Genomic DNA, 22397 nt, shown 5'->3' on the forward strand with positions numbered 1-22397 from the left:
AGTCATCATGAGACTGTGCCGAGGCATTTCTACGAGCTTTTTTAGAAGCAGGCAGTTTAGAAGCAGACGGTGGTCACCGGCAGCGAGGAGTCCGTCGTGAAGTCCACGCCCGAGGGCTCGCGGCCCGCGGCGACCAGGCGGGCGCCCAGGGCGGCAACCATCGCGCCGTTGTCGGTGCACAGGGTGAACTTCGGAATGATTAGGCGCACACCCTCGGAGGCGCATCGGGCGGCAAGCAGCTCACGCAGGCGCGAGTTAGCCGCCACGCCACCGCCGAGCAGCAGGGTCTTCATGCCCTGCTCTCGGCAGGCGAGCATCGCCTTCTTGGTGATAACGTCCACGACCGCCTCCTGGAAGGACGCGGCAATATCGGCAACCGGGACCTCTTCACCGGCTGCTTCAAAGCTTTCGATCACGCGCGCCACGGCGGTCTTCAGGCCGGAGAAGGAGAAATCGTAGCGGTGTGCGCCGGGCTCCTCGGCGGTGCCCATGAACTTGCGGTTCGACAGGCCGCGCGGGAACACGAAGGCGTTGCGGTTACCCTCGGCGGCGGCGAGATCAATCGCGGGGCCGCCCGGGTAGTCCAGGCCGAGCAGTCGGGCGACCTTGTCGTAGGCCTCACCTGCGGCATCGTCGAGGGTTGCGCCGAGCAGACGCACATCGGAGGTAATGTCGCGCACCTGCAGGATTTCGGTGTGACCGCCAGAGACCAGCAGCGCACCCAGACCACCGGAACCGGCATTCGCCAGCAGGTCGGAGCCGTCTTCGGTGCCGTTGTCCTCGAGCAGGCCAACGCCAACGTGGGCGACCAGGTGGTTAATGCCGTAGAGGGGCTTGCCGGTGGCAATAGCGAGCGCCTTCGCCGCGGAGACACCCACCATGAGTGCGCCCGCCAGGCCGGGGCCAGCGGTGACGGCGATGGCGTCCACCTGATCGAGGGTGATGTCCGCTTCGGCGAGTGCCGCCTTGAGGGCGGGGATCATGGCGTCCAGGTGAGCGCGGGAGGCGATTTCGGGGATCACGCCGCCAAAGCGCACGTGCTCTTCCATGGAGGAGGAGATGGTGTTGCTGAGCAGCTGTGCACCGCGCACAATGCCGATACCGGTCTCATCGCAGGAGGATTCGATGCCCAGAACGAGGGGTTCGCGAGTGCTCATAGTCTATCTTTCTGTTGCGCTGTCTGCGCGTAGTGCTTCTAGTTGCAGGGATGTAGGGATGCTGTGGCGTAGAGGGCGGCGTCGTAGAGAGCGACGGAAGCTCGCCCCTATCGCGGGGATTGCCATTTAGCTCAACGGAGTATTTAGAACGTGCATTCCATAATGATGGCGTCGGTTCCGTCATCGTAGTAGCCGCGGCGTACGTGAATCGCACGGTAGCCGTTGCGTTCGTAGAGGCGCTGAGCGCGCGGGTTGTCGGCACGCACCTCCAGCAGGATGCGCTCGGCTCCCTGCTCGCGGGCGCGCTCGTGCATCTGCTCGAGCATGGCGCGACCGAAGCCGTGACCCTCGTACTCGGGGAGCACGCCGATGGTCTGAACGTCGGCGGTGTCGGCTACGACCATGGTTCCGCAGTAGCCGATGGCGCGCCAGCTGCCCTCGTTATCTTCCGAACCTTCTGCAGGCAGTTCGAGCATGTAGTAGGTTCGGGTCGGGTGGGTCAGCTCTTCGAGGAACATGTCGATGTGCCAGGCGTCGGCGGGGAACAGTGTGGTTTCCATGCGGTGCATGGTCTGCACGTCGGCAAGTTCGGCAATGCGCAGGCGGGCACCCTGTGCTAGGTCGTCTCGCACGATATTTTCGGTAGCGCTCATTTAGTTCTCCTTCTGCGCGGCAGTCTGTGCAGCTGCCTGTGCGCCCTGCTTCTGCTGGCGGGCGAGCATTGCGGCGGGGACCTTTGCGTCCGAGTCGCGCAGGTACTGGGCGGAGGTGTCCTCGCTCAGGTTCTCTACGCCCAGGCGTGCCGCGGCGGCAACCAGGTACTCGGCGTGGGGGTGAACCTGACGGGCAGAATCGACGATGGTCCAGCCGTGCTCTTCGAGAGTTTCGGAGTACAGGCCGGCGCCGTAGCCGTAGGCGTAGGAGGGATCCCCACCGGGCAGAATTTCGGAGGCGGGGCATACGTTCGGTCCGTCCACCAGGCTGTAGCCTTCGGCGTTCACGCGGTAGCGGGCGGAGTAGACTTCGCGGCGGCGCGCATCGGAGAGTACGAGCAGCTCAGCATCTTCGATAAGATCAGCAGAAGCGAACGCTCGTTCTACGTTCTCTTCCTCGGCAACTGCGCCTGCTTCCCCGGCAGCCGCACCGGATACAGCGCGCTCAGCCAGGGCGGTCAAGCTCATCATGCCGTACACTGGCACCGACCAGGCAAAACCCAGAGCGCGCGCAGTAACGATACCGGCACGCAGACCCGTAAAAGGTCCCGGACCGGTACCGGTCAGAATCGCATCCAAGTCTTCGCCGCGCACGCCAGCGTCCTGCAGGGCAGCCCGCGCGTAGGGTCCCATCACCTCGGCATGGGAGCGGGTATCTTCACTCTCGTAGCGGGCGAGGATTTCGAAGGACGCACCGGCTTCGGAGCCGTGCACACGGGCGAGCGCCACAGATGCGGTGGCGGATGAATCAAGGGCAAGTACTAGCACCCTATCATTCTAACGCGCGGGCTCTAGGCGCTCTGCAGGGCCTTTTTCAGAGCGTCGAAAGCGTGCTCCCAGCGGGGGCCGAAGGCACGCACCCGCAGCAGGCGAGGTTCGGGGGTGTCCGCGTCCTCGTCACTTTCGTCTTCGTCGTCCCAGCTGAACTCTTCGGCACCCGAGTAGGCAAAGCGCGCATCCGCGCCGGTCAGGCGGGTGAAGTCCAGCTCCAGACGGGAATCACTCAGGTGCTCAGCCTTATCGCGGCCCCACTCAATGACGGTCACAGAGCGCGGCAGGGAGAACTCCAGATCCAGGTCGTCGAGCTCTTCGGCGCTGGAGAGGCGGTAGGCGTCCACGTGCACCAGGTCGGGGCCGCCGGGGCGGGGGCCGTCCGGCAGGTTCGGGTGCACGCGTGAGAGCACGAAGGTCGGTGAGATAACGCCTTCGCGCACGCCCAGGCCTTCACCCAGGGAGCGGGTGAACGTGGTCTTGCCCGCGCCAAGCTCGCCCGAGAGCAACAGTACGTCCCCGGCGTTCAGGTGCTGCGCCATGGTGAGCGCCAGGCGGCGGGTATGGTCGGGGCCGGTCACATCCAGATCGAGTGCGGCAGAAATGTACTCAGCGCTCATTAGCCCTCCTGCTCCTGCCCGGTATCCCACAGCTTGTTCAGCTCAGCTTCAACCCAGGAGCCGCCAACGTAGAGGCGCTCCACGCGGGACGAAATGCGGGTCACGATTTCGTAGTTAATGGTCTGCGCGGCATCCGCCCACTCTTCTACGGGCGGGTTCTCACCGGCACCAAAAAGGATGGCGGGCGCCCCCAGGTAGCCCAGGGCGGGGTCGCTCAGGCCGGGTTCGCCCAGGTCAACGACCATCTGGTCCATGGCGATGCGGCCGACCACGCGGTAGGTCTTACCTTCCGCACTGTTAGGCACGGAGCCGTTCTCCGCGTTCTGCGCGCCCGGGTAGATGCGCACCGGCGCGTTCTCCGCAATGCGCGGCACACCGTCAGCGTAGCCGAGCGGCACAAGCGCCAGGGTGGTTGCCTTGGGAGTGTGGTAGCGCAGCCCGTAGGAAACACCCTGACCTGCAGGAACTTCCTTCACGGCGGCAATGTAGCTGCCCACCGTCATGACGGGCTTTAGGCCCAGGTCCTCAGCGGTCACCCCCGGCAGCGGGGAAAGACCGTACAGAGCAAGGCCGCAACGCACACCGTCACCGAGCAGACGCTCCTCCGTATCCCAACCCTCCAGGGAGGCGGTCAGGGTCGCCGGCGAGTTCGCCAGGTGCACAATCTTCGGGTCCAGGCCAGCCTCACGAGCCTGAGCCACAAAAGTATCCAAAGTATCGACCTGCTGCGCAGTCTCGGCGCGGGTCGGCTCATCCGCAACCGCCAGGTGGCTAAAAATACCCTCAACCGTAATCAGACCGGCATCCTCCAGGGAAGCGGCGCGAGCCACCAGCGCAGGCCAATCCGCCGCGGTGGCACCGTTACGGCCCAGACCGGTATCAGCCTTCAGATGCACGATAGCGCGCTCGCCGGTGCGTTCAGCGGCGGCGGCAACCGCCTCCAGGTCCCAACCGGAAACACCCAGACGAATCTTCTCCTGCAGTGCAGCCTCAAAATCGGTGGAGGGGGTGTGCAGCCACGCCATGAGCGGCGCATCAATACCGTCAGCACGCAGTTCCAGCGCCTCGTTCACGTGCACCACACCCAGCAGGTCAGCGCCGGCTGCAATAGCCGAACGTGCCACCGGGTACGCGCCGTGACCGTACGCATCCGCCTTAATCACTGCAATGAGCACGCGGTCGCCAATGAGTTCCTTGAGTCGGCGCACATTATGTTCCAGCGCGTCAAGATCAATCGTGGCGCTACGTTCCACCTGGCCGGGAGCGCAGGGCGGGCAGTAAAGCGGTTCGGCAGGCTGCTGAGGGTGAGTCATGGTCCTTCGTTTCTGACGGGCGGGTACTACAGGCTGTACTTGAGCAGCCTCTCTTCTACTAAATTCTAGACCTCCCGCTGTGCGAAAGTCCTGTCGCGCTACACTAGGTCAGGTACCCCTTTAGAGAGGAAAGCATCGATGAGCACTCTGCCGCCGGTTCGGACGGTTCACGTGTATTCCATGCACACCGACCCTTTTGCGCAGCCCGGTAGCGGAGATGCAGGCGGCATGAACGTCTATATTGCCCGGTCGGTGCATGCCATGCTGGAACTGGATCCGGAGCTGCGGGTTGAGGTTTTCACGCTGGATCGCGGTGAGGCGCTTCCGACCGATTCGCCGTTCCGTCAGCCTCCTCAGCCCGGCGAGCGCCTTGTGCGCCACAGTCTTGATCTGCCCTCCGCCCGTGGTCTTTCGAAGAACGAGCTGGCTGCGGTCACCGATGATTTTGCGCAGGCGTGTGTGGAGCAGGCACTGTACACCCCGGATATTATTCACGCCCACTATTGGCTGTCGGGTCAGGCTGCGGCTCGTGCATCCGACCTGTGGTCGGCTCAGGGCGTTGGCTTCCCGGTTCCTGTTCTTTTTACTCCGCATACGACGGCTGCTGCCAAGGATGCGCGCCGCGGCGAAGGTGAGGCGCCCGAACCCGAGGAGCGCTATGCCGCCGAGCGCCTGATGAGTAGCTCCGCGAGCCGGGTGATTGTGAATACTCCCCTGGAGGCGCAGCAGATGGGCGAGTATTACGGTACGGACGCGCAGAAGCTTGCCACTATCCCGCCGGGTGTTGACACCTCGATTTTCCATACGATTCCTGGCGTGCATCCGCTCAATGACACCTCGGAGACTCGTTGCCGCATTGTGTTTGCCGGTAGGCCTCAGCCGTTGAAGGGCCCGCATCTGCTGGTGGAGGCGCTCGCGCTGCTCCCCTCCGATCTGCAGGTGGATGTGGACATTATTGGTCGTTCCGATTCGGATTATGAGCGCCGCCTGTTGCAGCGTGCAGCTGAGCTGGGTGTGGCAGAGCGGGTGCATTTGAAGGACCCGGTTCCGGCGTCTGAGTTGGCGAATATTTTCCGTGCCGCCGATATTGTGGCATCCCCGTCGTCGTCTGAGACATTCGGCCTGGTCGCTTTGGAAGCGCAGGCGTGCGGCGCGGCAGTGCTCGCTACGGATGCTGACGGTCTGCGCTATGCGGTGGAGAACCACCGTACGGGCCTGCTGGTGGCGCCTCGTACTCCGCAGCGTTGGGCTGCAGCTATTGAGCGTCTGGTGCGTGCCCCGTATCTGCGTCATTCGTTGGGTGCGAACGCCGCGGCGCGTGCCCGCACGATGGGTTGGGAGCAGACGGCGCGTAAGACCCTGGAAGCTTATGCCGAGGTACGTGAGGGTATCTCGCAGTAATGTATTTTTCACGTTGTGAGGAGTTTTAATGTCTTTCTCGATGAGCCGCGATGAGTTCGCCGCGTACCTGGATTCTGTGCGTATTACCGGCGAGGTGGCAACCGCCCGAGAGAATAACCTGGACCATATTCAGGGTTTCCTGGATGGTAATGAGCACCTTGAGTTTGGTGTGCAGTGGACCCGCGATTGGGATTACGATTCGGTGTTTGAGGTGATGGTTCGCCGCGCGGGTCTGAACCCGGATCGTTCGCATACTCACGGTCAGGACACTATTGGTGCTGAGCAGTGCATCAGCGCTCTGGAGGAATACGCCCGCATCTTCGGTGAGGCGGTGCGTGCGAGTTCTCGTATTTTGTTTGCGACCGGTCACCCGGCGGGTCTGTTCCCCATCTATGCGGTGATGGCTGCGGCTGCGAAGGCTGCCGGTGCTGAGGTTCTCCAGATTGAGGAGGGTGAGCGCTTCCTGGACGGCGATGTCCGCCAGATTATGGATGTCGTGATGTTTGAGCAGTACGGTAATCTGCAGCATACGCATTTCCCCGGCCCGATGCGCATCGCACTGGATCAGTTGAAGGCGCGCGGTGTGACTCCGGATCTGGTGGTTTCGGATCACGGTATGGCTGGTTATGCTTCCTCGACCTGTAAGTTGCTGACGATTGGTATTGCGGATTGTAATGATCCGGGTCTGTTTGTGGCGGCTGAGCAGGGGGACCTGCCGGTGTGCGTGCCGATGGACGATAACGTTCCGCCGCGTCGTTATGAGCCGATGATTGATTTCATTTTGGATCGTGCGGGGCTTGAGCGTCCTTAATGTCTCTTTTACACCGTGTGTGTAGGGTTTGTTATTGAGCCTCCGGGGGTTGTCGTTTTATGTGCCGGTTATTGTTTTTTCTGCAGGTGTGTGAAACAGTCTGGTGTTTTTAGGAGTTTCTTAGCTCCACTAGGCATTCTTCTCGGGGGCTCTTATTCTCTTCTTTTTCTGTGATTGATTTCATCACACCGGAGCGACTTTGCCTCTTCATTCTTCGAGACGGAAGACCCCCGACCCCGTAGAATAGTTTACGGAACACGTTTATGCGCTCTGTGGGCTCATATAACGCTCCACTAGGCGTCTTACCAGCGCCTTTGCCGTAGTCTCTGCCATTATTTTCACTCAGTAAGATTAAGGGTTCACTCATTCATCAGGACAAAGACTAGGACACGATTCCCTATTCACCGATAATTAGGGGTAAATGTGCCTATTCGCCGCTCTCAGTCCACGACACAGGACAAATTTCCGGGGAAGATTACACCGTTGAAAGTACAAGATCGTCTTAAAAAAATGTGGGGTTCAGACTTCGTCGTCAAGCGAAGCTGGCATCCCAAGGTTCAGCGTGCCCTTTACTTTGGCGATTTTCTCGCCATTGCTATTGCGGTTGTCGCTGCGCATCTGATTCGTTTCGGGTGGGAGAATGCTGACCTGCCCTATGTGAACGTTTGGCCTATTAACGCCCTGGATGGCCGTATTCCCGCTATTGATTACATCTTCCTGGGCGTTGGTATGGTTGTCGGCTGGTGGTTTATCCTCCAGGTGAACGGCTCCCGCAGCCTGCGCATCATGGGGTTCGGCACTGAGGAGTACCGCCTCATTACTCGCGGTACTACTTACTTTTTCTGCCTGCTGATTATTGTGGCGTTCTTCCTTAAGGTTGACGTCACCCGTATGTACCTGCTGATTGCTTACCCGCTGGGTCTGTTCCTTCTGCTCGTTGAGCGTTGGCTGATTCGTCAGGGTCTGGTGCGTTCGCGTACTCGCGGTCGTGCGTTGACTCGCGTCATGATTATTTCTGATGTGACGACCGGTCAGCACCTGTACAAGAACCTGAAGGATGTGGTTGCTTCCGGCCTGTCCCCCGCTGCGTTCTACCTGCCCGGTTTCACCCCGGGTACTACTGTTGCTGGCGCTCCGATTCCGGTCCTTGGTTACAGCACTTCTCCGGCTGACATTATGGAGGCCATCCGCGAGAACGATATTCACATGGTCGCGGTTACGAATGGTCACCACTTGAGCCCGGATCAGGTTCGCCTGCTGGGTTGGAAGCTTGCTGATGCGCATATTTCGCTGATTATGGCTCCTGCGACGACCGATATTGCTGGTCCGCGTATGCACATGCAGCCGTTGAACGGTCTGCCGCTGGTGCACGTGTCGACTCCGCGTATTACCGGTCTGTCGGCGTTCTTCAAGCGCGCTATGGATGTTGTGTCTTCGGGTCTGGGTTTGATTCTGTTGTCTCCGCTGTTCCTGGTGGTGGCGCTACTGGTGAAGCGTGATGGCGGCCCGGTCTTCTTCCTGCAGAATCGTGTGGGTCTGAACGGTGAGCTTTTCAAGATGGTGAAGTTCCGTTCGATGCGTACTGATGCTGAAGAGGTCAAGAAGCGCCTCATGGAGCAGAACGAGGGTAACGGCGTGCTCTTCAAGATGAAGGACGACCCGCGTATTACCCCCATTGGTAAGTTCATCCGTAAGTACTCGATTGATGAGCTGCCTCAGCTGTGGAACGTGTTCATTGGCGATATGTCGCTGGTGGGTCCGCGTCCTCCGCTGGTTGAGGAAGTTGAGCAGTACGAGGACATTGCGTACCGCCGTCTGCTGGTGAAGCCCGGTATTACCGGTCTGTGGCAGGTTTCTGGCCGTAGTGACCTTTCTTGGGAAGAGTCGGTTCGTCTGGATCTCTACTATGTTGAGAACTGGTCGCTTACCGGTGACCTCATTATTCTTCTGCGTACTGTCCGTGCGGTTTTCGCTAAGGAAGGCGCGTACTAAGAAGAGTTGGGGGGTCTCTCGCTGGTATGTATGCCGTTTTTGAAGATGCTGTTCCGGCACAGGCAGCTTGGCATCATCCATTGATATAAACGCACAGAAGGGGCGTGAATCCATTTCCGGTGGATTCACGCCCCTTCCTTTGTGCCTTCTGCCTGGTTCATTGAGAGACGCTCTAGAATCTCTGGAGGGCGTTAGGCTGGAGGCGGCGTACTGGGCGCCTCTGCCCTATTCGGCGATGAGTCGCGCAATGACTTCGGGGAGCATCTCCGCGACGCGGGTTGCCGGGGCGGGGCCCAGCAGTGCGTCCTTGACGCTTCCGGTGGCGCTGGCGCGTGCGGCTTCACCGTGCAGGTAGACTGCGAGCGCACCGATGGAGGCGTAGGTGCAGTCTTCCAGGGTTTCTCCGCGGGCTTCGAAGGCGGCTACGGTCTGGGCGAGCAGGGCGCCGTAGATGCCGGTGAGGGTGTCTCCGCTGCCTGCGGTGGCGAGCCAGGGGCTTCCTCCGGCAACGCTGTAGGTGGCGCCGTTGGGTGCCGCAATGAGCGTGTAACCGCCCTTGAGCATGACGGTCGCGCCGGAGAGTTCGGAGGCGGCACGCACCCAGCGGAAGGGCTCTGCGTCAATGTCCTTGCGGCTGGGTACGATGGCTTCGCCCAGGTGCTTCTTCCAGGTTTCGGGGGCGAGCTCGTGTACGACCCGCAGGAATCGTTCGAGTTCTGCCGCGTGCGGGGTGAGAATCTTGTGGGATCCGAGGTGCTTACCGGTTGCCATGTATTCTGCCGCCAGGTCGCAGGCACCAGCGTCGAGGATTGCGGGTTCGGGCGAGTGGAGCAGGTAGCGGTTCTTGTCCAGCGAGTCGTAGCTGGAGCCGGAGCCGCCGGCCCAGACGGTGACCCTCTGCAGGGCGGGTGCGCCGCTGAAGTAGACGGTTTCGGGGTTGTGGGCGATCATGAGCTGGCGGAGCTCGTGGGAGTTGGCACCGAAGCGAACCATACCAACGCCGGTGTTGAGGGCAGCACGCACACTCATGAGGGCTGCGCCGGGGTATTCGAGGCTTCCAGTGAGCATGCCGAGTACGCCGCGAGTGTACTTGTGGGAGTGCTCGTCGGGGATTTCGATGAGTTCGCGGTAGTCTTCGCGGTCGAGAACACGCAGGGCGGGCTTGTGGGCGTCGAGGGCTTCGGGCACGCCCAGGTCGTAGAGTTTGATGTCTCCGGAGTGGACGCTGTGGCTGGTGCCTGCCGGCAGCTTGTGACCGATGAAGGTGACGGTGCGGTCGGCGCGCAGGGAGGGTTCATGCACGGTTCCGCGGTTGTTGTCGACTCCGGAGGGGGTGTCGACGGCGAGGACTGCGCCGAGCTTACCGTCGAGCTGCGCGGCGCGGAGTACGCCCAGGTATTCACCGGCGCTACCGCGTACGGCACCGCTGGAGCCGGTACCCAGGATGCCGTCGATGGTCAGGTCGTAGCCGGCAAGCTGTTCGAGGGCGTGTTCGGGGTCAAGCACGCGGGTGCCTTCGCCGCCTTCGCGGGCGATGAGTTCGAGGTTCTTTTCGCTGGAGTCGAAGATGACTGCATCAACGCTGTGCCCCTTGGCGCTGAGGCGGGCGCCGGCGTAGATGGTGTCTGCACCATTGTTGCCCGGGCCGATGAGCAGCAGGATTTTTGCTTTGTCTTTGCCGTGGAGCAGCTCCTGCGCTTCGGCTGCAACGGCGTCTGCGGCGCGTTGCATGAGGTAGCCGTCGTAGTCGGCGGCTTCAATGTAGGGCTTTTCTGCTTCGCGTACCTGGGAAGCAGTGTAGATGAGCTTCATTGCTGTCTCCTTGGGTGGCACCGTGCGGGCCTTAGGGGGGTCACCGGGGGTGGTGTTGATGTGGCTCTGCGTTTAATCGTCGGTGGCGTTAGTTTTCGTCGGTGTCGTCGCCGGTGATGACGCTGAGTCGGTAGCTTTCGGGGTTGAACTTTTGCAGGTGCGCCAGTTCTGCATCGCTGAGGTATTCGGCGGTTGCGATGGCGATGGCGATGGGTTCATCGTGGGTCAGCGAGAGGTGGATGCGGTTGATGCCGAGTTCTTTAGCACGGCGGGCGATGGTGCCCTGAATGATGAGGTAGGGTTGGCCGCTTTCGGCGGTGGCGACTTCGCAGTCTTGCCAGTTGAGTCCGGCGGGTGCTCCGAGTACTTTTGCGACGGCTTCTTTGGCGGCAAATCGTACGGCTTGGGAGCGTACATTCCGGGTACGTTCGTTGGGGGTGAAGACGCGGCGGACGAAGGCTGGTGTTTCGGCGACGATTCGTTCGAATCGTTCGATGTTGACGGTATCTACGCCGATTCCCATGATCATGAGCTTCACCTTCTGGGCTAGGGGTGGTGCCGCGTCCTGTTTGCGGTTTCTCTTGTTTTAAGTCTAGCGAGATTCGTTTCTTTTAGATGGGATAGCGGCAAATATGACGCATAGTTGATATCTGTTTCACAGCGTCTATTTTTGTTGGGTCATCCACGAATAACCACCAGGTTAAACGACAAGGGCGGTGGTCAAGTTCTCTAAGAACTCAACCACCGCCCTTGTCGTTATCGCTGAGGCGATTTCCGAGGATTACTCCAGAGGATTACTCCACGGTCACGGACTTTGCGAGGTTACGCGGCTGGTCAACGTCCAGGCCCTTAGCTTCTGCCAGTGCGCATGCGAAGATCTGCAGGGGCACGGTTGCCAGCAGGGGCTGCAGCAGCGAGGGGCATGCCGGGACGGTGATGAGGCGGTCTGCGTAGGGCTTGACGGCCTCGTCGCCTTCCTCGGCGATGACGATGGTGAAGGCGCCGCGAGCGCGCACTTCCTGGATGTTGGAGACGACCTTGCCGTGCAGGGAGTCGCGACCGTTTGCGGAGGGAACCACTACGATGACCGGCTGGCCTTCATCGATCAGTGCGATGGGGCCGTGCTTGAGCTCGCCTGCTGCGAAGCCTTCAGCGTGGATGTAGGTGATTTCCTTGAGCTTGAGTGCGCCTTCCATTGCGACGGGGAAGCCCACGTGGCGGCCAAGGAAGATCACGGAGGAGGCATCCTTCATTTCGACGCCCAGTTCCTTGACCTGGGTGTCGTTGTCGAGGACCTTCTGGATCTTTGCGGGCATGTTCTGCAGCTCGGCAAGGATCGAAGCAATTTCGTCCTTGTACTTGTTGCCGCGCAGCTGTGCCAGGTACAGGCCAAGCAGGTATGCTGCGGTGATCTGTGCCAGGAATGCCTTGGTGGATGCCACTGCGATTTCGGGGCCTGCGTGGGTGTACAGCGCAGCGTCGGATTCGCGGGGCAGGGTCGAGCCGTGGGTGTTGCAGATGGAGATAACCTTTGCACCCTGTTCGCGTGCGTGGCGCACTGCCATCAGGGTGTCCATGGTTTCGCCGGACTGCGAGAGTGCCACGATGAGGGTCTTCTCGTTCACGATGGGGTCGCGGTAGCGGAACTCATGTGCGAGCTCAACCTCGGTGGGGATGCGGCACCAGTGCTCGATGGCGTAGCGTGCCACCTGGCCTGCGTATGCTGCGGTACCACATGCGACGACGATGATCTTGTCGATGGTGCGCAGCACCGAGTCGTCAATGTTCAGTTCGTCGAGGGTGAGGTTGCCGTTTTCGTCGAGGCGGCCCATGAGGGTCTGCTCAACAGCTGCGGGCTGCTCGTGGATTTCCTTCTCCATGAAGGAGTTGAAGCCGCCCTTTTCAGCTGCTGCGGCGTCCCATTCGATGTGGAAGGGCTTGCCCTCTGCGGGGTTGCCTTCGAAGTCGATGATGGAGTAGTCGCTGCCGGTGATGGTCACGATCTGGTCCTGACCCATTTCGACGGCTTCCTTGGTGTAGTCAATGAACGCGGAGACGTCAGAGCCGAGGAAGTTCTCGTTCTCGCCCAGGCCGATGACCAGCGGGGAGTTGCGGCGGGTTGCCACAACGCGGTCCGGGTGGTCGGCGTGGATAGCCAGGATGGTAAATGCACCTTCGAGGCGGTTGGATGCGACGCGTACTGCCTCGGTGAGGTCACCGGTACCGAGCTTGTTGTAGATGCTTGCGATGGTTGCTGCAGCTACCTCGGTGTCGGTCTGAGATGCGAACTCTACGCCTTCGGCGAGCAGTTCGGCACGCAGTTCTGCGAAGTTTTCGATAATACCGTTGTGTACGACGGCGAGGCGGCCGTTGTCGACAACGTGGGGGTGAGCGTTGTTGTCGGTGGGTCCACCGTGGGTAGCCCAACGGGTGTGACCGATACCAATCTGGGAGTCCGGCAGGGGGTTTTCCTTAACCTCGTTTTCGAGGTTCAGGAGCTTGCCTGCCTTCTTACGGAATACGATGCCGTCGGGGCACACGAGTGCCACGCCAGCAGAGTCATAGCCGCGGTATTCCTGGCGGCGCAGACCTTCGAGGACCACATCGTATGCGTTGTGGTCAAACTTGTTACCGTCCGGAGCAGTGTCCAGACCTACATATCCTACGATTCCACACATGCTATAAGTTTATCCCACAAGTATCCAGATATGCGCACGGTGAAATACCGTTATACGTCACGTTTATTGTGGCTTTCCTGGCTTTTTCAGGTTTTACCCTTTTCTTTCCATACATTTATTTCTTCAAACAAACCGTGAGGGTGGGTATTTTCCCCGCGGGCTGAAAGTTCGTACACTTAGATAAATGAGCACCGCACCGTATTTTTCTGGCGATGACCGCTTCATGCATCTTGACCGTTCCCGTTGGTCGCACCTAGCCGATGAGATTTCTGTTCCCCTCAGTGCTGAGGAAATTGAGTCTCTTCGTGGTCTGGGTGAAACTGTCGACCTTGAAGAGGTGCAGCGTATTTATCTACCGGTTTCTCGTCTCCTGAATCTGTATGTGACTGCTGCTTCTTCGTTGAACCATATGACGAATGATTTTCTGCATGTGTCTCAGCGCCGCGTCCCGTTCATTATTGGTGTGGCAGGTTCTGTTGCTGTGGGTAAGTCGACGACGGCACGTATTTTGCAGGCTCTTTTGAGTCGCTGGCCTTCGACTCCGAAGGTTCAGTTGGTGACTACGGATGGTTTCTTGTACCCGAATGCTGAGCTTCAGCGTCGCGGCATTATGCACCGTAAGGGTTTCCCGGAGTCTTATGATCGCCGTGCCCTGTTGAATTTTGTGTCGCAGGTGAAGTCTGGCGCTGAGCGTGTGGTGGCGCCGAAGTATTCACATCTGTATTACGACATCATGCCGGATGAGCATATTGAGGTCACGGCACCGGATGTGCTGATTCTTGAGGGTTTGAATGTTTTGGCGCCTTCTCAGGCTGAGGGGCCGGAGACTTCTGATCTGACGCTGAGTGATTTCTTTGATTTCTCTATTTATGTGGATGCCCGCACTGAAGATATTGAGCGCTGGTATGTGAATCGTTTCTTGACTCTGCGTTCTTCGGCTTTTGCGAATCCGGAGTCGTATTTCAAGCGTTATGCGGAGCTGAGCGATGAGCAGGCGGTTGAGGTTGCGACCGGCATTTGGAAGAGCGTGAATGAGCCGAATCTGTTGCAGAATGTTTTGCCTACTCGTGCTCGTGCGCATTTGATTCTGCAGAAGGGCGCCGAGCATACCGTGGAGCAGGTTCTTCTGCGTAAGAACTAGAGGTTCTTTAGGTTTTTATCGTTCGTGTGCGGCTTTTAGTTGCCTGTGTAGCGCGTTTGTGGTGCATTCTAGTAGAAGGCGCCGGAGGCTCCACTCCCTCGCGGGGTGGGTTTAGGCTTCTGGCGCTTTTTGTTTGCATCTACGCCATGATGAGGAGTTATTGTGAAGTCTCTGCACCGTACGTCTACCGCTCAGGAGTCTCTTAATAGTTCTGCGCTGAACCGCCGCACTCTCTTGGGTGCCGCTTTGGGGGTTGGCGGTACCGCCTTGTTGGCGGCTTGTGGCTCGCAGGGTCAGGGTGCGTCTTCTTCATCTTCTGCTGCGAGTGCTTCTGAGTCTGCGGCGGCTTCGGCGGCTTCTTCTAGCGCCTCTTCCGCTGCGTCGGCATCTTCTGCCGCGCCCTCCCCTGTTGCTTCTGCTACCAGTGCTTCTGCAAGTGCTTCGGCTTCTGCGAGCGTGTCTTCTTCCCCGTTGGCGCTTGCTCAGCCGAGTGTTGAGTCTCAGCCGGATTCTTTGCGTTGCCTCGTGAATAAGATGCGTCCCTTTGCGCAGCAGGATTGGGAGCCGAATGACCTGGTGGAGTTCTACGGTCATCAATTGCGCGCTGAGGCGGCTAAGGCAGCGGATACGATGATTGATGCGGCTGCTACTGATGGCGTGACTCTGCTTGTTTCTAGCGCGTATCGTTCGTATGCGGTGCAGCAGCAGACCTATCAGTATTGGGTTTCGGTGAACGGTCAACAGGTGGCGGACCAGTTATCGGCTCGTCCCGGCTATTCGGAGCATCAGACGGGCTTGGCGATTGATTTTGCTTCTCCTGAGGGTTGCCGTTTGGAGGAGTGTTATCGCGATACGCTGGCTGGTCAGTGGTTGGCGAAGAACGCTCCGCGTTACGGATATATTTTGCGCTTCCCTGATGGTCGTCAATCGGTGACCGGTTATCGTTTTGAGCCGTGGCATTACCGCTATGTGGGTGTGCAGATTGCCCAGGAGTATGTGTCTTCGGGTGCGAAGACTTTTGAGGAGTTTATCGGTACGGGTGCGGCACCCGATTATGCAAGTGCGAGCTAGGGTCGAGGCTAATCTTTCGGCTTTGGTCGGTGCGCCAAGTGGTGATGTGTATCGTCTTTCAAGCTTCGTACCGGAGATAAATAGGCACAGTAGATGCATATTTTTTCGCATACACACCCCGTAAATCCGCGGTTTTTCGCAGGTTTTAGAGATTTTTGCTCAGGTTCATGTGAGCTAGACTTTAAGTATCGGGCGCCATAGGACCACTGTGAAGAAAAACACATGCTTTACAGTGAAAATTTTCTCAGAATATGGCATTTTCTGAGGTGAAAAGGCGCTATTCTATATCTCATGCTTAAGGGTTTTAAAGATTTTCTGATCCGCGGTAACGTCATCGACCTCGCAGTTGGTCTGATTATGGGTACCGCCTTCACCGCTGTGGTGACCTCGCTTGTCCAGGCCGTCCTGATGCCGGCTATCTCCATGCTGGTTGGCTCCCCCAACTTCGACGAGTTCCTGGTCTTCGGCCAGATCAAGGTTGGCGTGTTCCTAACCGCTATTGTCAACTTCATCCTGATTGCAGCTGCTGTCTACTTCGCAGTTGTTGTGCCCACTCAGAAGCTGACTGAACTCGCACTGGCTAAGAAGAAGGCTGAAGACGAGGCTGCTGAAGAAGAGGAAGAGACCGAGCTTGACCTCCTGAAGGAGATCCGCGACGCTCTGGCAAAGAAGTAATTTCTCTGCTCTCTACCACTAATTTTTTAGACCCCCGTATCCCCTGTGGATACGGGGGTTTTCCGTATCCTCGTCCCCCCCCTCCCCCGCCCAAGATAACGAAGAAGGGCTGGGAAGGTAACACCTTCCCAGCCCTTCTCTATCCTCCACTGCGGTCTTCGCACCGGAAGAATACGTTTAGAGTGCCAGTTCCTTAGCTACAACGTCAGCCAGCTGCTGAGCAACCTCATCAGCCTGCTCCTGGGTTGCAGCTTCAACCATGACGCGAACCAGAGGCTCGGTGCCGGATGCACGCAGCAGCACGCGGCCGCTCTCACCCAGTACACCTTCAGCCTCGCTCACAGCGGTAGCGAGCGCCTCATTGGTCTTCACAGCCGCACGGTCAACGCCCTTGACGTTAATCAGGCGCTGCGGGGTGGGCTGCATACGGGATGCCAGCTCCGAGAGGGTCTGACCGCTACGAGCCACCTCTGCAGCCAGCTGGATGCCGGTCAGAACGCCGTCACCGGTGGTTGCGTAGTCGCTCATGATAACGTGGCCGGACTGCTCGCCGCCAAGGTTGTAGCCGTGCTCGCGCATGGACTCGAGGACGTAACGGTCGCCCACAGCAGTACGGCCCAGGGTAATACCGTGCTCGCGCAGGTACAGTTCCAGACCCAGGCTGCTCATCACGGTTGCGACGAGAGTGTCCTTTGCGAGCTTACCTTCGCGCTTAGCGGCAACAGCCAGGATAGCCATGATCTGGTCGCCGTCTACCAGGTTGCCCTTTTCGTCAACTGCCTGGCAACGGTCGGAGTCGCCGTCGTGGGCGATGCCGAGGTCCGCGCCGTGCTCAACGACAGCCGCCTGCAGCTTCTCGGGGTGGGTGGAGCCCACACCGTCGTTGATGTTGGTGCCGTTGGGCTCTACAGCCAGTGCGATGACCTCTGCACCCAGTGCCTCGAAGGTTGCCGGGGACGCCGCGTAGGCTGCACCGTTTGCGCAGTCCAGAACAATCTTCATGCCGTCGAGGGGCTTGCCTTCGGGCAGGGTGGAGACCAGGTGCTTCACGTAAGCCTCGGTACCGTTCTCCAGGGGCTTGACGGTACCCACAGCACCACCGGTCGGGTAGCGGAAGGACTTCTCGCGGTAAACGCGCTCAATAGCGTCCTCAACGGAGTCTTCCAGCTTCTGGCCGCCACGAGCCAGGAACTTAATACCGTTGTCCGCTGCGGGGTTGTGCGATGCAGAAATCATCACGCCAAAGTCAGCACCGGTGTGTGCCACCAGGTAAGCTGCTGCGGGGGTGGGGACAATGCCGGCATCCAGCACGTCAACACCTGCGCTAGCGAAGCCAGCCTTCATCGCAGAGACAATAAAGTCTGCAGAGGATCGGGAGTCATTTGCAATCACGGCACGGGGGCGTACGCCCTCTTCTACCGTGTCAAAGCCCAGAACAATAGAAGCCGCCTGCGCGAGCTCCATAGCCAGGGCGGGAGTAATTACATCGTTTGCCAGACCGCGTACGCCGTCGGTTCCAAAAAGTCGTTCAGTCACCCTTTTATTTTACGTTGTGCGTAACTCTGCTTAGGCGCATACACCGTAAATTCTTCATAATCAGAAAGTGATTTTCAGCGGCTACATATCTGCTTCATAGCTAATATTTCTGCAGACGCGCAAAGGTGCCTGCTCTCCGTTCCCGGGGTTGGGAAAAGAGAGACAGGCACCTTCATAATGCAAGCTATTTGGCGGCTCTATCGCCGTAGGGTTGAGTTTTTATTCTCCCCTATTTATCCACGCTTACTTGACGACGGGGAAGCCGTCGGGGGAGTCACCGGACTCGTCCTCGAAGACGTGTGATGCGGAGCGAACGATCAGCGAGTCGAGCTCGCCCACGACTGCCTCGTCCTTGGAGGGGTAGTCGAACTGGGAGAGCACGTAACGCATTGCTTCCAGACGTGCGCGCTTCTTGTCGTTGGACTTGATAACGGTCCAGGGGGCGTCACCGGTGTGGGTGTAGAAGAACATTGCTTCCTTTGCCGCGGTGTAGTCGTCCCACTTGTCCAGAGATGCCAGGTCGGTGGGGGAAAGCTTCCACTGGCGGACCGGGTCGGTACGGCGGGAGGTGAAGCGTGCGAGCTGCTCTTCGCGGGTGACGGAGAACCAGAACTTGATGATATGGATACCGGAGTTCACCAGCATGCGCTCCAGGTCCGGAACTTCGCGCATGAACTCGAAGTACTGTGCCTGGGTGCAGTAGCCCATAACGCGCTCAACGCCGGCACGGTTGTACCAGGAGCGGTCCATCAGGACGATTTCGCCGCCGGAGGGCAGGTGCTTGATGTAGCGCTGGAAGTACCACTGGGTCTGCTCGATGTCGGTCGGCTTCTCCAGTGCCACAACGCGAGCGCCACGGGGGTTCAGGTGCTCGGTGAAGCGCTTGATGGAGCCGCCCTTACCTGCTGCGTCACGGCCTTCGAAGATGATGAGAATCTTCTGACCGGTGGACTTAGCCCAGAGCTGCAGCTTCAGCAGCTCAATCTGCAGGGCGCGCTTTTCCTTCTCGTATGCCTTACGGCTGAGCTTGGTGTCGTAGGGGTAACCCTTCTTCCATGCCTGCGAGGTTTCGTCGTCCTTCTTGTCCTTGCCGAGGGCGCGGGTGAGGGAAGCCATTTCGTCCAGCTCTGCCGAGTAGTCTTCAACGACGGAGGTACGGCGTGCCTGGGGCTTCAGGGCTTCCTTGATGGCTTGTTTCTTCTCAGAACCGGTGTGTGCGTGTGCGCCTCCAGCGGCGTGCTGGTGGGCTTCAGTCTGAGGAGCCTCCACTGCCTTCTCTTCGGGCTGGGTGGAGGGATTCTGCTCTGCCATGAGTACTCTTTTCTTCCTGTCTGCTTTGACTCTTTAACTCTACCGGTGTGCTCTTCGATGAACAAACGTAACAGTTATATGCACCCTATAACCTTGTAACGCTCACGGTGAGTAGATACGCAAAACGCCCCGACTCTCCCGAAGGAGAAGCGGGGCGTAACGCTTCGTGAAAACCAGCGATTAACGCTTGGAGAACTGCGAAGCCTTGCGTGCCTTCTTAAGACCAGCCTTCTTACGCTCGATGACGCGTGCGTCACGGGTCAGGTAACCAGCCTTCTTCAGTGCGGGGCGGTTGTTCTCGCGGTCAATCTCGTTCAGTGCACGAGCGATACCCAGGCGCAGAGCACCTGCCTGACCGGAGGGGCCACCACCGTTGATGCGTGCGATGACGTCGTATGCACCCTCGAGCTCCAGGAGCTTGAAGGGCTGGTTGACGTCCTGCTGGTGCAGCTTGTTGGGGAAGTAGTCTTCCAGGCTACGACCGTTGATGGTCCAGTTACCGGAACCGGGCACAACGCGAACGCGTGCCACTGCTTCCTTGCGGCGACCAACTGCTGCGCCTGCAACGGTCAGTGCCGGACGTGCTGCCTTAGCCGCTGCGGGGGCAGCGGACTCCGAGGTGTAGCTGGTCAGCTCTTCCTCGACTACGATCTGCTCTTCGTTCTGAGCCACGATTTCTCCTATTGTTTCTTCGTAGGCCCGAATTACTGGGCGACCTGGTTGAATTCGTAGGTCTTGGGCTGCTGTGCCGCGTGCGGGTGCTCGGGGCCAGCGTAGACCTTCAGCTTCTTGAGCTGCTGTGCAGCAAGCTTGTTCTTGGGCAGCATGCCCTTAACAGCCTTCTCAACCGCGCGAACGGGGTTGGTCTCAAGCAGCTCTGCGTAGTTCACGGACTTCAGACCGCCGGGGTAACCCGAGTGGCGGTATGCACGCTTCTGCTCGAGCTTTGCACCGGTCAGGGCGACCTTCTCAGCGTTCACGATGATAACGAAGTCACCGGTGTCAACGTGGGGAGCAAAAGTCGGCTTGTGCTTACCGCGCAGCAGGATAGCGGTCTGGCTTGCGAGGCGGCCGAGAACAACGTCGGTGGCGTCAATGACGTGCCACTGGCGCTCGACTTCGCCGGGCTTGGGAGTATAAGTGCGCAAAATATTGGCCTTTGTCTCGAAATGTACATACGGCGCTTAGTTGGGTATCGCGCCTTTTACTTACGTGCATGACGAACACCCGGGTGAGGACCGAGCTGCCGCCCGTTCTGCCCGTACTCTATACCGCCTTAACGTCCTGCAACTAGACAGCGATTTAGAGCGCGCTCGGGTAGAACACGCACAACATATCAAGACTATACAGGACGTCGAGTGCTTAATCCACCGCCAAAGCCTTAAAAATAGGGCTTTTTTTGCCTTAAACACATTTTAAATTCCATCCGTGTAATTCACCTGAGGTAGTTGCGCTCCCCCGCGACGCTTCACGGTGCATGAGCAACGTGACGGGGCTCAATATATACAGGGCGTTAAGCGCTCTGTACTTCGTGGTCCTCACGCTTTGCTCGAGCACGTTCCGCCTGCTCTCCATACAACTCCGGGGCAGGGTAGTAAATCTCAGCTAGTGCCAGAGCATGGGGAGGCGCCAGAGTCAGCGAAGCCTCGCGTCCCGGGTTCTCGATCCGCTCACGCAACCAGGCGGCGTCACGTTTACCCGTGCCGTAGAGTACCAGCGCACCCACAAGTGAACGCACCATGTGATGACAGAAGGCATCAGCCACCACACGCACCTCAATAAGGCCACTTTCAGTACGAGTGAAGCTAAGCTCTCGCAGCTCACGAATCGTGGTCGCTCCTTCACGCGGCTTGCAGAAGGAGAGAAAATCACGCAGGCCGAGTAGCTGCTGGGCCGACTGGTTAAGATCAGCACAATCCAGGTGCTCAGGTACCGCCCAGGTGTAGGTACGGTGCAGAGGGTTAAGACCGTCCGCCGCGCCATCTGCAACGCGATATACGTAGCGGCGACCGGTAGCCGAGAAGCGTGCATCAAATTCAAAAGAAACTTCGCTCACGCGGTGAATCTGAATAGCACCCTGCAGAATACCGCGAACGTTCTTCGGCAAATTCAACTGCTCTTCCGCATCGTAGAGGCAGCGTTGCAGGGCACCGGTGAGGCGGCGTCCCAGGGCAGCCGTCGGATCGTCCTCCCCCGTTCGGCCTTGCAGGCGAGTCCAGTCCTCATCACTCAGATCGCAGTGCAAGGTTTGGGCTTCTGCGTGGACTCCCGCATCCGTTCGACCCGCAACCACCACACGGTGAGGCGCCCGCAGAATCAGCTCGAGGGCGTTCTCGATAACTCCCTGCACGGTGACCAGGTTCGGCTGGGCTGCCCACCCGCTGAAAAGAGAACCGTCGTAAGCACAATCAATTCGCACGCGGTGCGTAGCGGTGAAGGGCTGCTCTTCGTAATTCTCTAAAGAAGTAGCGTTATGCATTGGTGTGCCTTTCAGCGGTAAAGGACGATTGAAGACTACGGGCCGGCTCTTGGATAGCGAATGCGCAAAGAACCGTCTCCTCGTTAAGTATGCAGATACACCAATCCGCCGCCCACAGCAGTGGACGGCGGATTGACATATTTTAGGCTTAGCCTAAATCAGCTGGGATCCGTATTACTCGGAAACCTTCTGTGCTGCTGCGCCACCTGCGGGGGCGTAACCTGCAGCCTCTGCCGACTCAGCGGAGTCGAACCAGATTTCAGCCTTGGTGCTGGAGTACCAGCGGGAACCGGGCACGTGGTACTTCATGGAATCGGCGTTACCCTTAACCTCGAAGCCCTCGGGAGCCTCGCCGGACTCCAGGGGTGCGTGGGAACCTGCGGGCAGGCCCTCAGCTGCTTCAGCCTTGGGAGCCTCAGCTGCCTTCTCAGCAACCTTGGTTGCCTCAGCAACTGCACCCTTGGTTGCAACGGGCTCCATGACGAGCTCGATGACTGCCATGGGAGCGTTGTCACCCTTACGGTTACCGATCTTGATGATGCGGGTGTAACCACCGGGGCGCTCTGCCATTGCCGGAGCAATAACGGTGAAGAGCTCGTGCACGACGGACTTGTCGGTGATGGAACGCAGCACGCGACGGCGAGCAGCCAGGTCGCCCTTCTTACCGAAGGTGATGAAGCGCTCTGCCACCGGACGCAGGCGCTTTGCCTTGGTCAGGGTGGTGGTGATGCGCTTGTGCTGGAACAGCTGCGCCGACAGGTTGTTGAGCATGTGGCGCTCGTGGGTCGGGGAACCGCCGAGGCGGGGACCCTTAGTGGGAGTAGGCATAGTTAAATCTCCATAGTTGCGTTCCCTAACGCCCCAGCAGCGGAGCCTCTTAGGGAATCAAGTTTGACTGATCCCGGTGGAACCGGGT

Annotated in this window: 20 protein-coding genes; 6 read left to right on the plus strand and 14 right to left on the minus strand. The window is 59.1% G+C overall.

The features are described from left to right. Nucleotides 1-56 precede the first annotated feature (56 nt). The 5 genes from tsaD to alr all read right to left on the minus strand — a co-directional run bounded on the left by tsaD (nt 57) and on the right by alr (nt 4574). Entirely contained in the window at nt 57-1157 is a 1101-nt protein-coding gene (tsaD, locus tag HMPREF2749_RS05600; RefSeq protein ID WP_049356377.1) for a tRNA (adenosine(37)-N6)-threonylcarbamoyltransferase complex transferase subunit TsaD, read from the minus strand. Between the two features lie 143 nt (nt 1158-1300). Beyond that, the gene (gene rimI / locus HMPREF2749_RS05605) at nt 1301-1810 is read right to left on the minus strand and encodes a ribosomal protein S18-alanine N-acetyltransferase (RefSeq protein ID WP_049341807.1); all 510 of its coding nucleotides are present in this window, start codon (nt 1808-1810) and stop codon (nt 1301-1303) included. Beyond that, nucleotides 1811-2638, minus strand: coding sequence for a tRNA (adenosine(37)-N6)-threonylcarbamoyltransferase complex dimerization subunit type 1 TsaB (tsaB, locus tag HMPREF2749_RS05610; protein ID WP_049353342.1), 828 nt, complete (start codon nt 2636-2638; stop codon nt 1811-1813). 23 nt (nt 2639-2661) lie between these two features. After that, nucleotides 2662-3261 carry a tRNA (adenosine(37)-N6)-threonylcarbamoyltransferase complex ATPase subunit type 1 TsaE gene (gene tsaE, locus HMPREF2749_RS05615; RefSeq protein ID WP_049341805.1) on the minus strand — a complete coding sequence of 200 codons (600 nt, stop codon included), beginning with the start codon at nt 3259-3261 and terminating at the stop codon, nt 2662-2664. Next, complete coding sequence (gene alr, locus HMPREF2749_RS05620; RefSeq protein ID WP_049356375.1) at nt 3261-4574, minus strand: alanine racemase; 1314 nt, start codon at nt 4572-4574, stop codon at nt 3261-3263. Before alr ends, tsaE begins: the two co-directional genes overlap by 1 nt. Nucleotides 4575-4712: 138 nt before the next feature. Between alr and HMPREF2749_RS05625 the strand changes: the two genes are divergently transcribed. The 3 genes from HMPREF2749_RS05625 (at nt 4713) to HMPREF2749_RS05635 (ending at nt 8778) form a co-directional block, all read left to right on the plus strand. Next, complete coding sequence (locus HMPREF2749_RS05625) at nt 4713-5975, plus strand: glycosyltransferase (protein ID WP_070593724.1); 1263 nt, start codon at nt 4713-4715, stop codon at nt 5973-5975. Between the two features lie 28 nt (nt 5976-6003). Next, nucleotides 6004-6786: a phosphatase gene (locus tag HMPREF2749_RS05630; protein ID WP_070593726.1), complete on the plus strand. Its 783-nt coding sequence runs from the start codon at nt 6004-6006 to the stop codon at nt 6784-6786. A 510-nt stretch (nt 6787-7296) separates the two neighbouring features. After that, the gene (locus tag HMPREF2749_RS05635; protein WP_070593727.1) at nt 7297-8778 is read left to right on the plus strand and encodes a sugar transferase; all 1482 of its coding nucleotides are present in this window, start codon (nt 7297-7299) and stop codon (nt 8776-8778) included. A 225-nt stretch (nt 8779-9003) separates the two neighbouring features. Here HMPREF2749_RS05635 and HMPREF2749_RS05640 read toward each other — a convergent pair whose 3' ends face one another. From HMPREF2749_RS05640 to glmS, 3 genes are all read right to left on the minus strand, one after another. After that, complete coding sequence (locus HMPREF2749_RS05640) at nt 9004-10590, minus strand: bifunctional ADP-dependent NAD(P)H-hydrate dehydratase/NAD(P)H-hydrate epimerase (protein ID WP_049341797.1); 1587 nt, start codon at nt 10588-10590, stop codon at nt 9004-9006. Nucleotides 10591-10678: 88 nt separating this feature from the next. Beyond that, nucleotides 10679-11119: a holo-ACP synthase gene (locus HMPREF2749_RS05645; RefSeq protein WP_049341794.1), complete on the minus strand. Its 441-nt coding sequence runs from the start codon at nt 11117-11119 to the stop codon at nt 10679-10681. A gap of 265 nt (nt 11120-11384) precedes the next feature. Beyond that, complete coding sequence (gene glmS, locus HMPREF2749_RS05650; protein WP_049349272.1) at nt 11385-13268, minus strand: glutamine--fructose-6-phosphate transaminase (isomerizing); 1884 nt, start codon at nt 13266-13268, stop codon at nt 11385-11387. A 184-nt stretch (nt 13269-13452) separates the two neighbouring features. On the opposite strand from glmS, the gene coaA reads away from it, so the two are divergent. From coaA to mscL, 3 genes are all read left to right on the plus strand, one after another. After that, on the plus strand, nt 13453-14409 hold the full coding sequence (gene coaA, locus HMPREF2749_RS05655; RefSeq protein ID WP_070541464.1) for a type I pantothenate kinase: 957 nt from the start codon (nt 13453-13455) through the stop codon (nt 14407-14409). A 162-nt stretch (nt 14410-14571) separates the two neighbouring features. After that, the gene (locus HMPREF2749_RS05660) at nt 14572-15480 is read left to right on the plus strand and encodes a M15 family metallopeptidase (protein WP_049341787.1); all 909 of its coding nucleotides are present in this window, start codon (nt 14572-14574) and stop codon (nt 15478-15480) included. A gap of 291 nt (nt 15481-15771) precedes the next feature. Further along, entirely contained in the window at nt 15772-16155 is a 384-nt protein-coding gene (mscL, locus tag HMPREF2749_RS05665) for a large conductance mechanosensitive channel protein MscL (RefSeq protein WP_049341785.1), read from the plus strand. A gap of 177 nt (nt 16156-16332) precedes the next feature. Here the strand turns inward: mscL and glmM are convergent, their stop codons facing one another. From glmM to rplQ, 6 genes are all read right to left on the minus strand, one after another. Beyond that, on the minus strand, nt 16333-17691 hold the full coding sequence (gene glmM / locus HMPREF2749_RS05670; protein ID WP_049341784.1) for a phosphoglucosamine mutase: 1359 nt from the start codon (nt 17689-17691) through the stop codon (nt 16333-16335). A 243-nt stretch (nt 17692-17934) separates the two neighbouring features. Further along, the gene (ppk2, locus tag HMPREF2749_RS05675) at nt 17935-19002 is read right to left on the minus strand and encodes a polyphosphate kinase 2 (protein ID WP_049346444.1); all 1068 of its coding nucleotides are present in this window, start codon (nt 19000-19002) and stop codon (nt 17935-17937) included. 180 nt (nt 19003-19182) lie between these two features. Next, nucleotides 19183-19674: a 30S ribosomal protein S9 gene (gene rpsI / locus HMPREF2749_RS05680; RefSeq protein ID WP_005505036.1), complete on the minus strand. Its 492-nt coding sequence runs from the start codon at nt 19672-19674 to the stop codon at nt 19183-19185. Between the two features lie 32 nt (nt 19675-19706). Beyond that, nucleotides 19707-20150, minus strand: a complete 444-nt coding sequence (rplM, locus tag HMPREF2749_RS05685; RefSeq protein WP_005505035.1) for a 50S ribosomal protein L13 — start codon at nt 20148-20150, stop codon at nt 19707-19709. A gap of 365 nt (nt 20151-20515) precedes the next feature. After that, nucleotides 20516-21481 (minus strand): tRNA pseudouridine(38-40) synthase TruA, encoded by a 966-nt coding sequence (gene truA / locus HMPREF2749_RS05690; RefSeq protein WP_049346446.1) that lies wholly within the window; start codon nt 21479-21481, stop codon nt 20516-20518. A 174-nt stretch (nt 21482-21655) separates the two neighbouring features. Further along, a complete protein-coding gene (gene rplQ, locus HMPREF2749_RS05695) occupies nt 21656-22309 on the minus strand; it encodes a 50S ribosomal protein L17 (RefSeq protein ID WP_005505032.1) in 654 nt (217 codons plus the stop codon). Nucleotides 22310-22397: the final 88 nt, after the last annotated feature.

The organism is Rothia sp. HMSC075F09 (assembly GCF_001810515.1).
In the GTDB taxonomy this organism is placed as follows: Bacteria; Actinomycetota; Actinomycetes; order Actinomycetales; family Micrococcaceae; genus Rothia.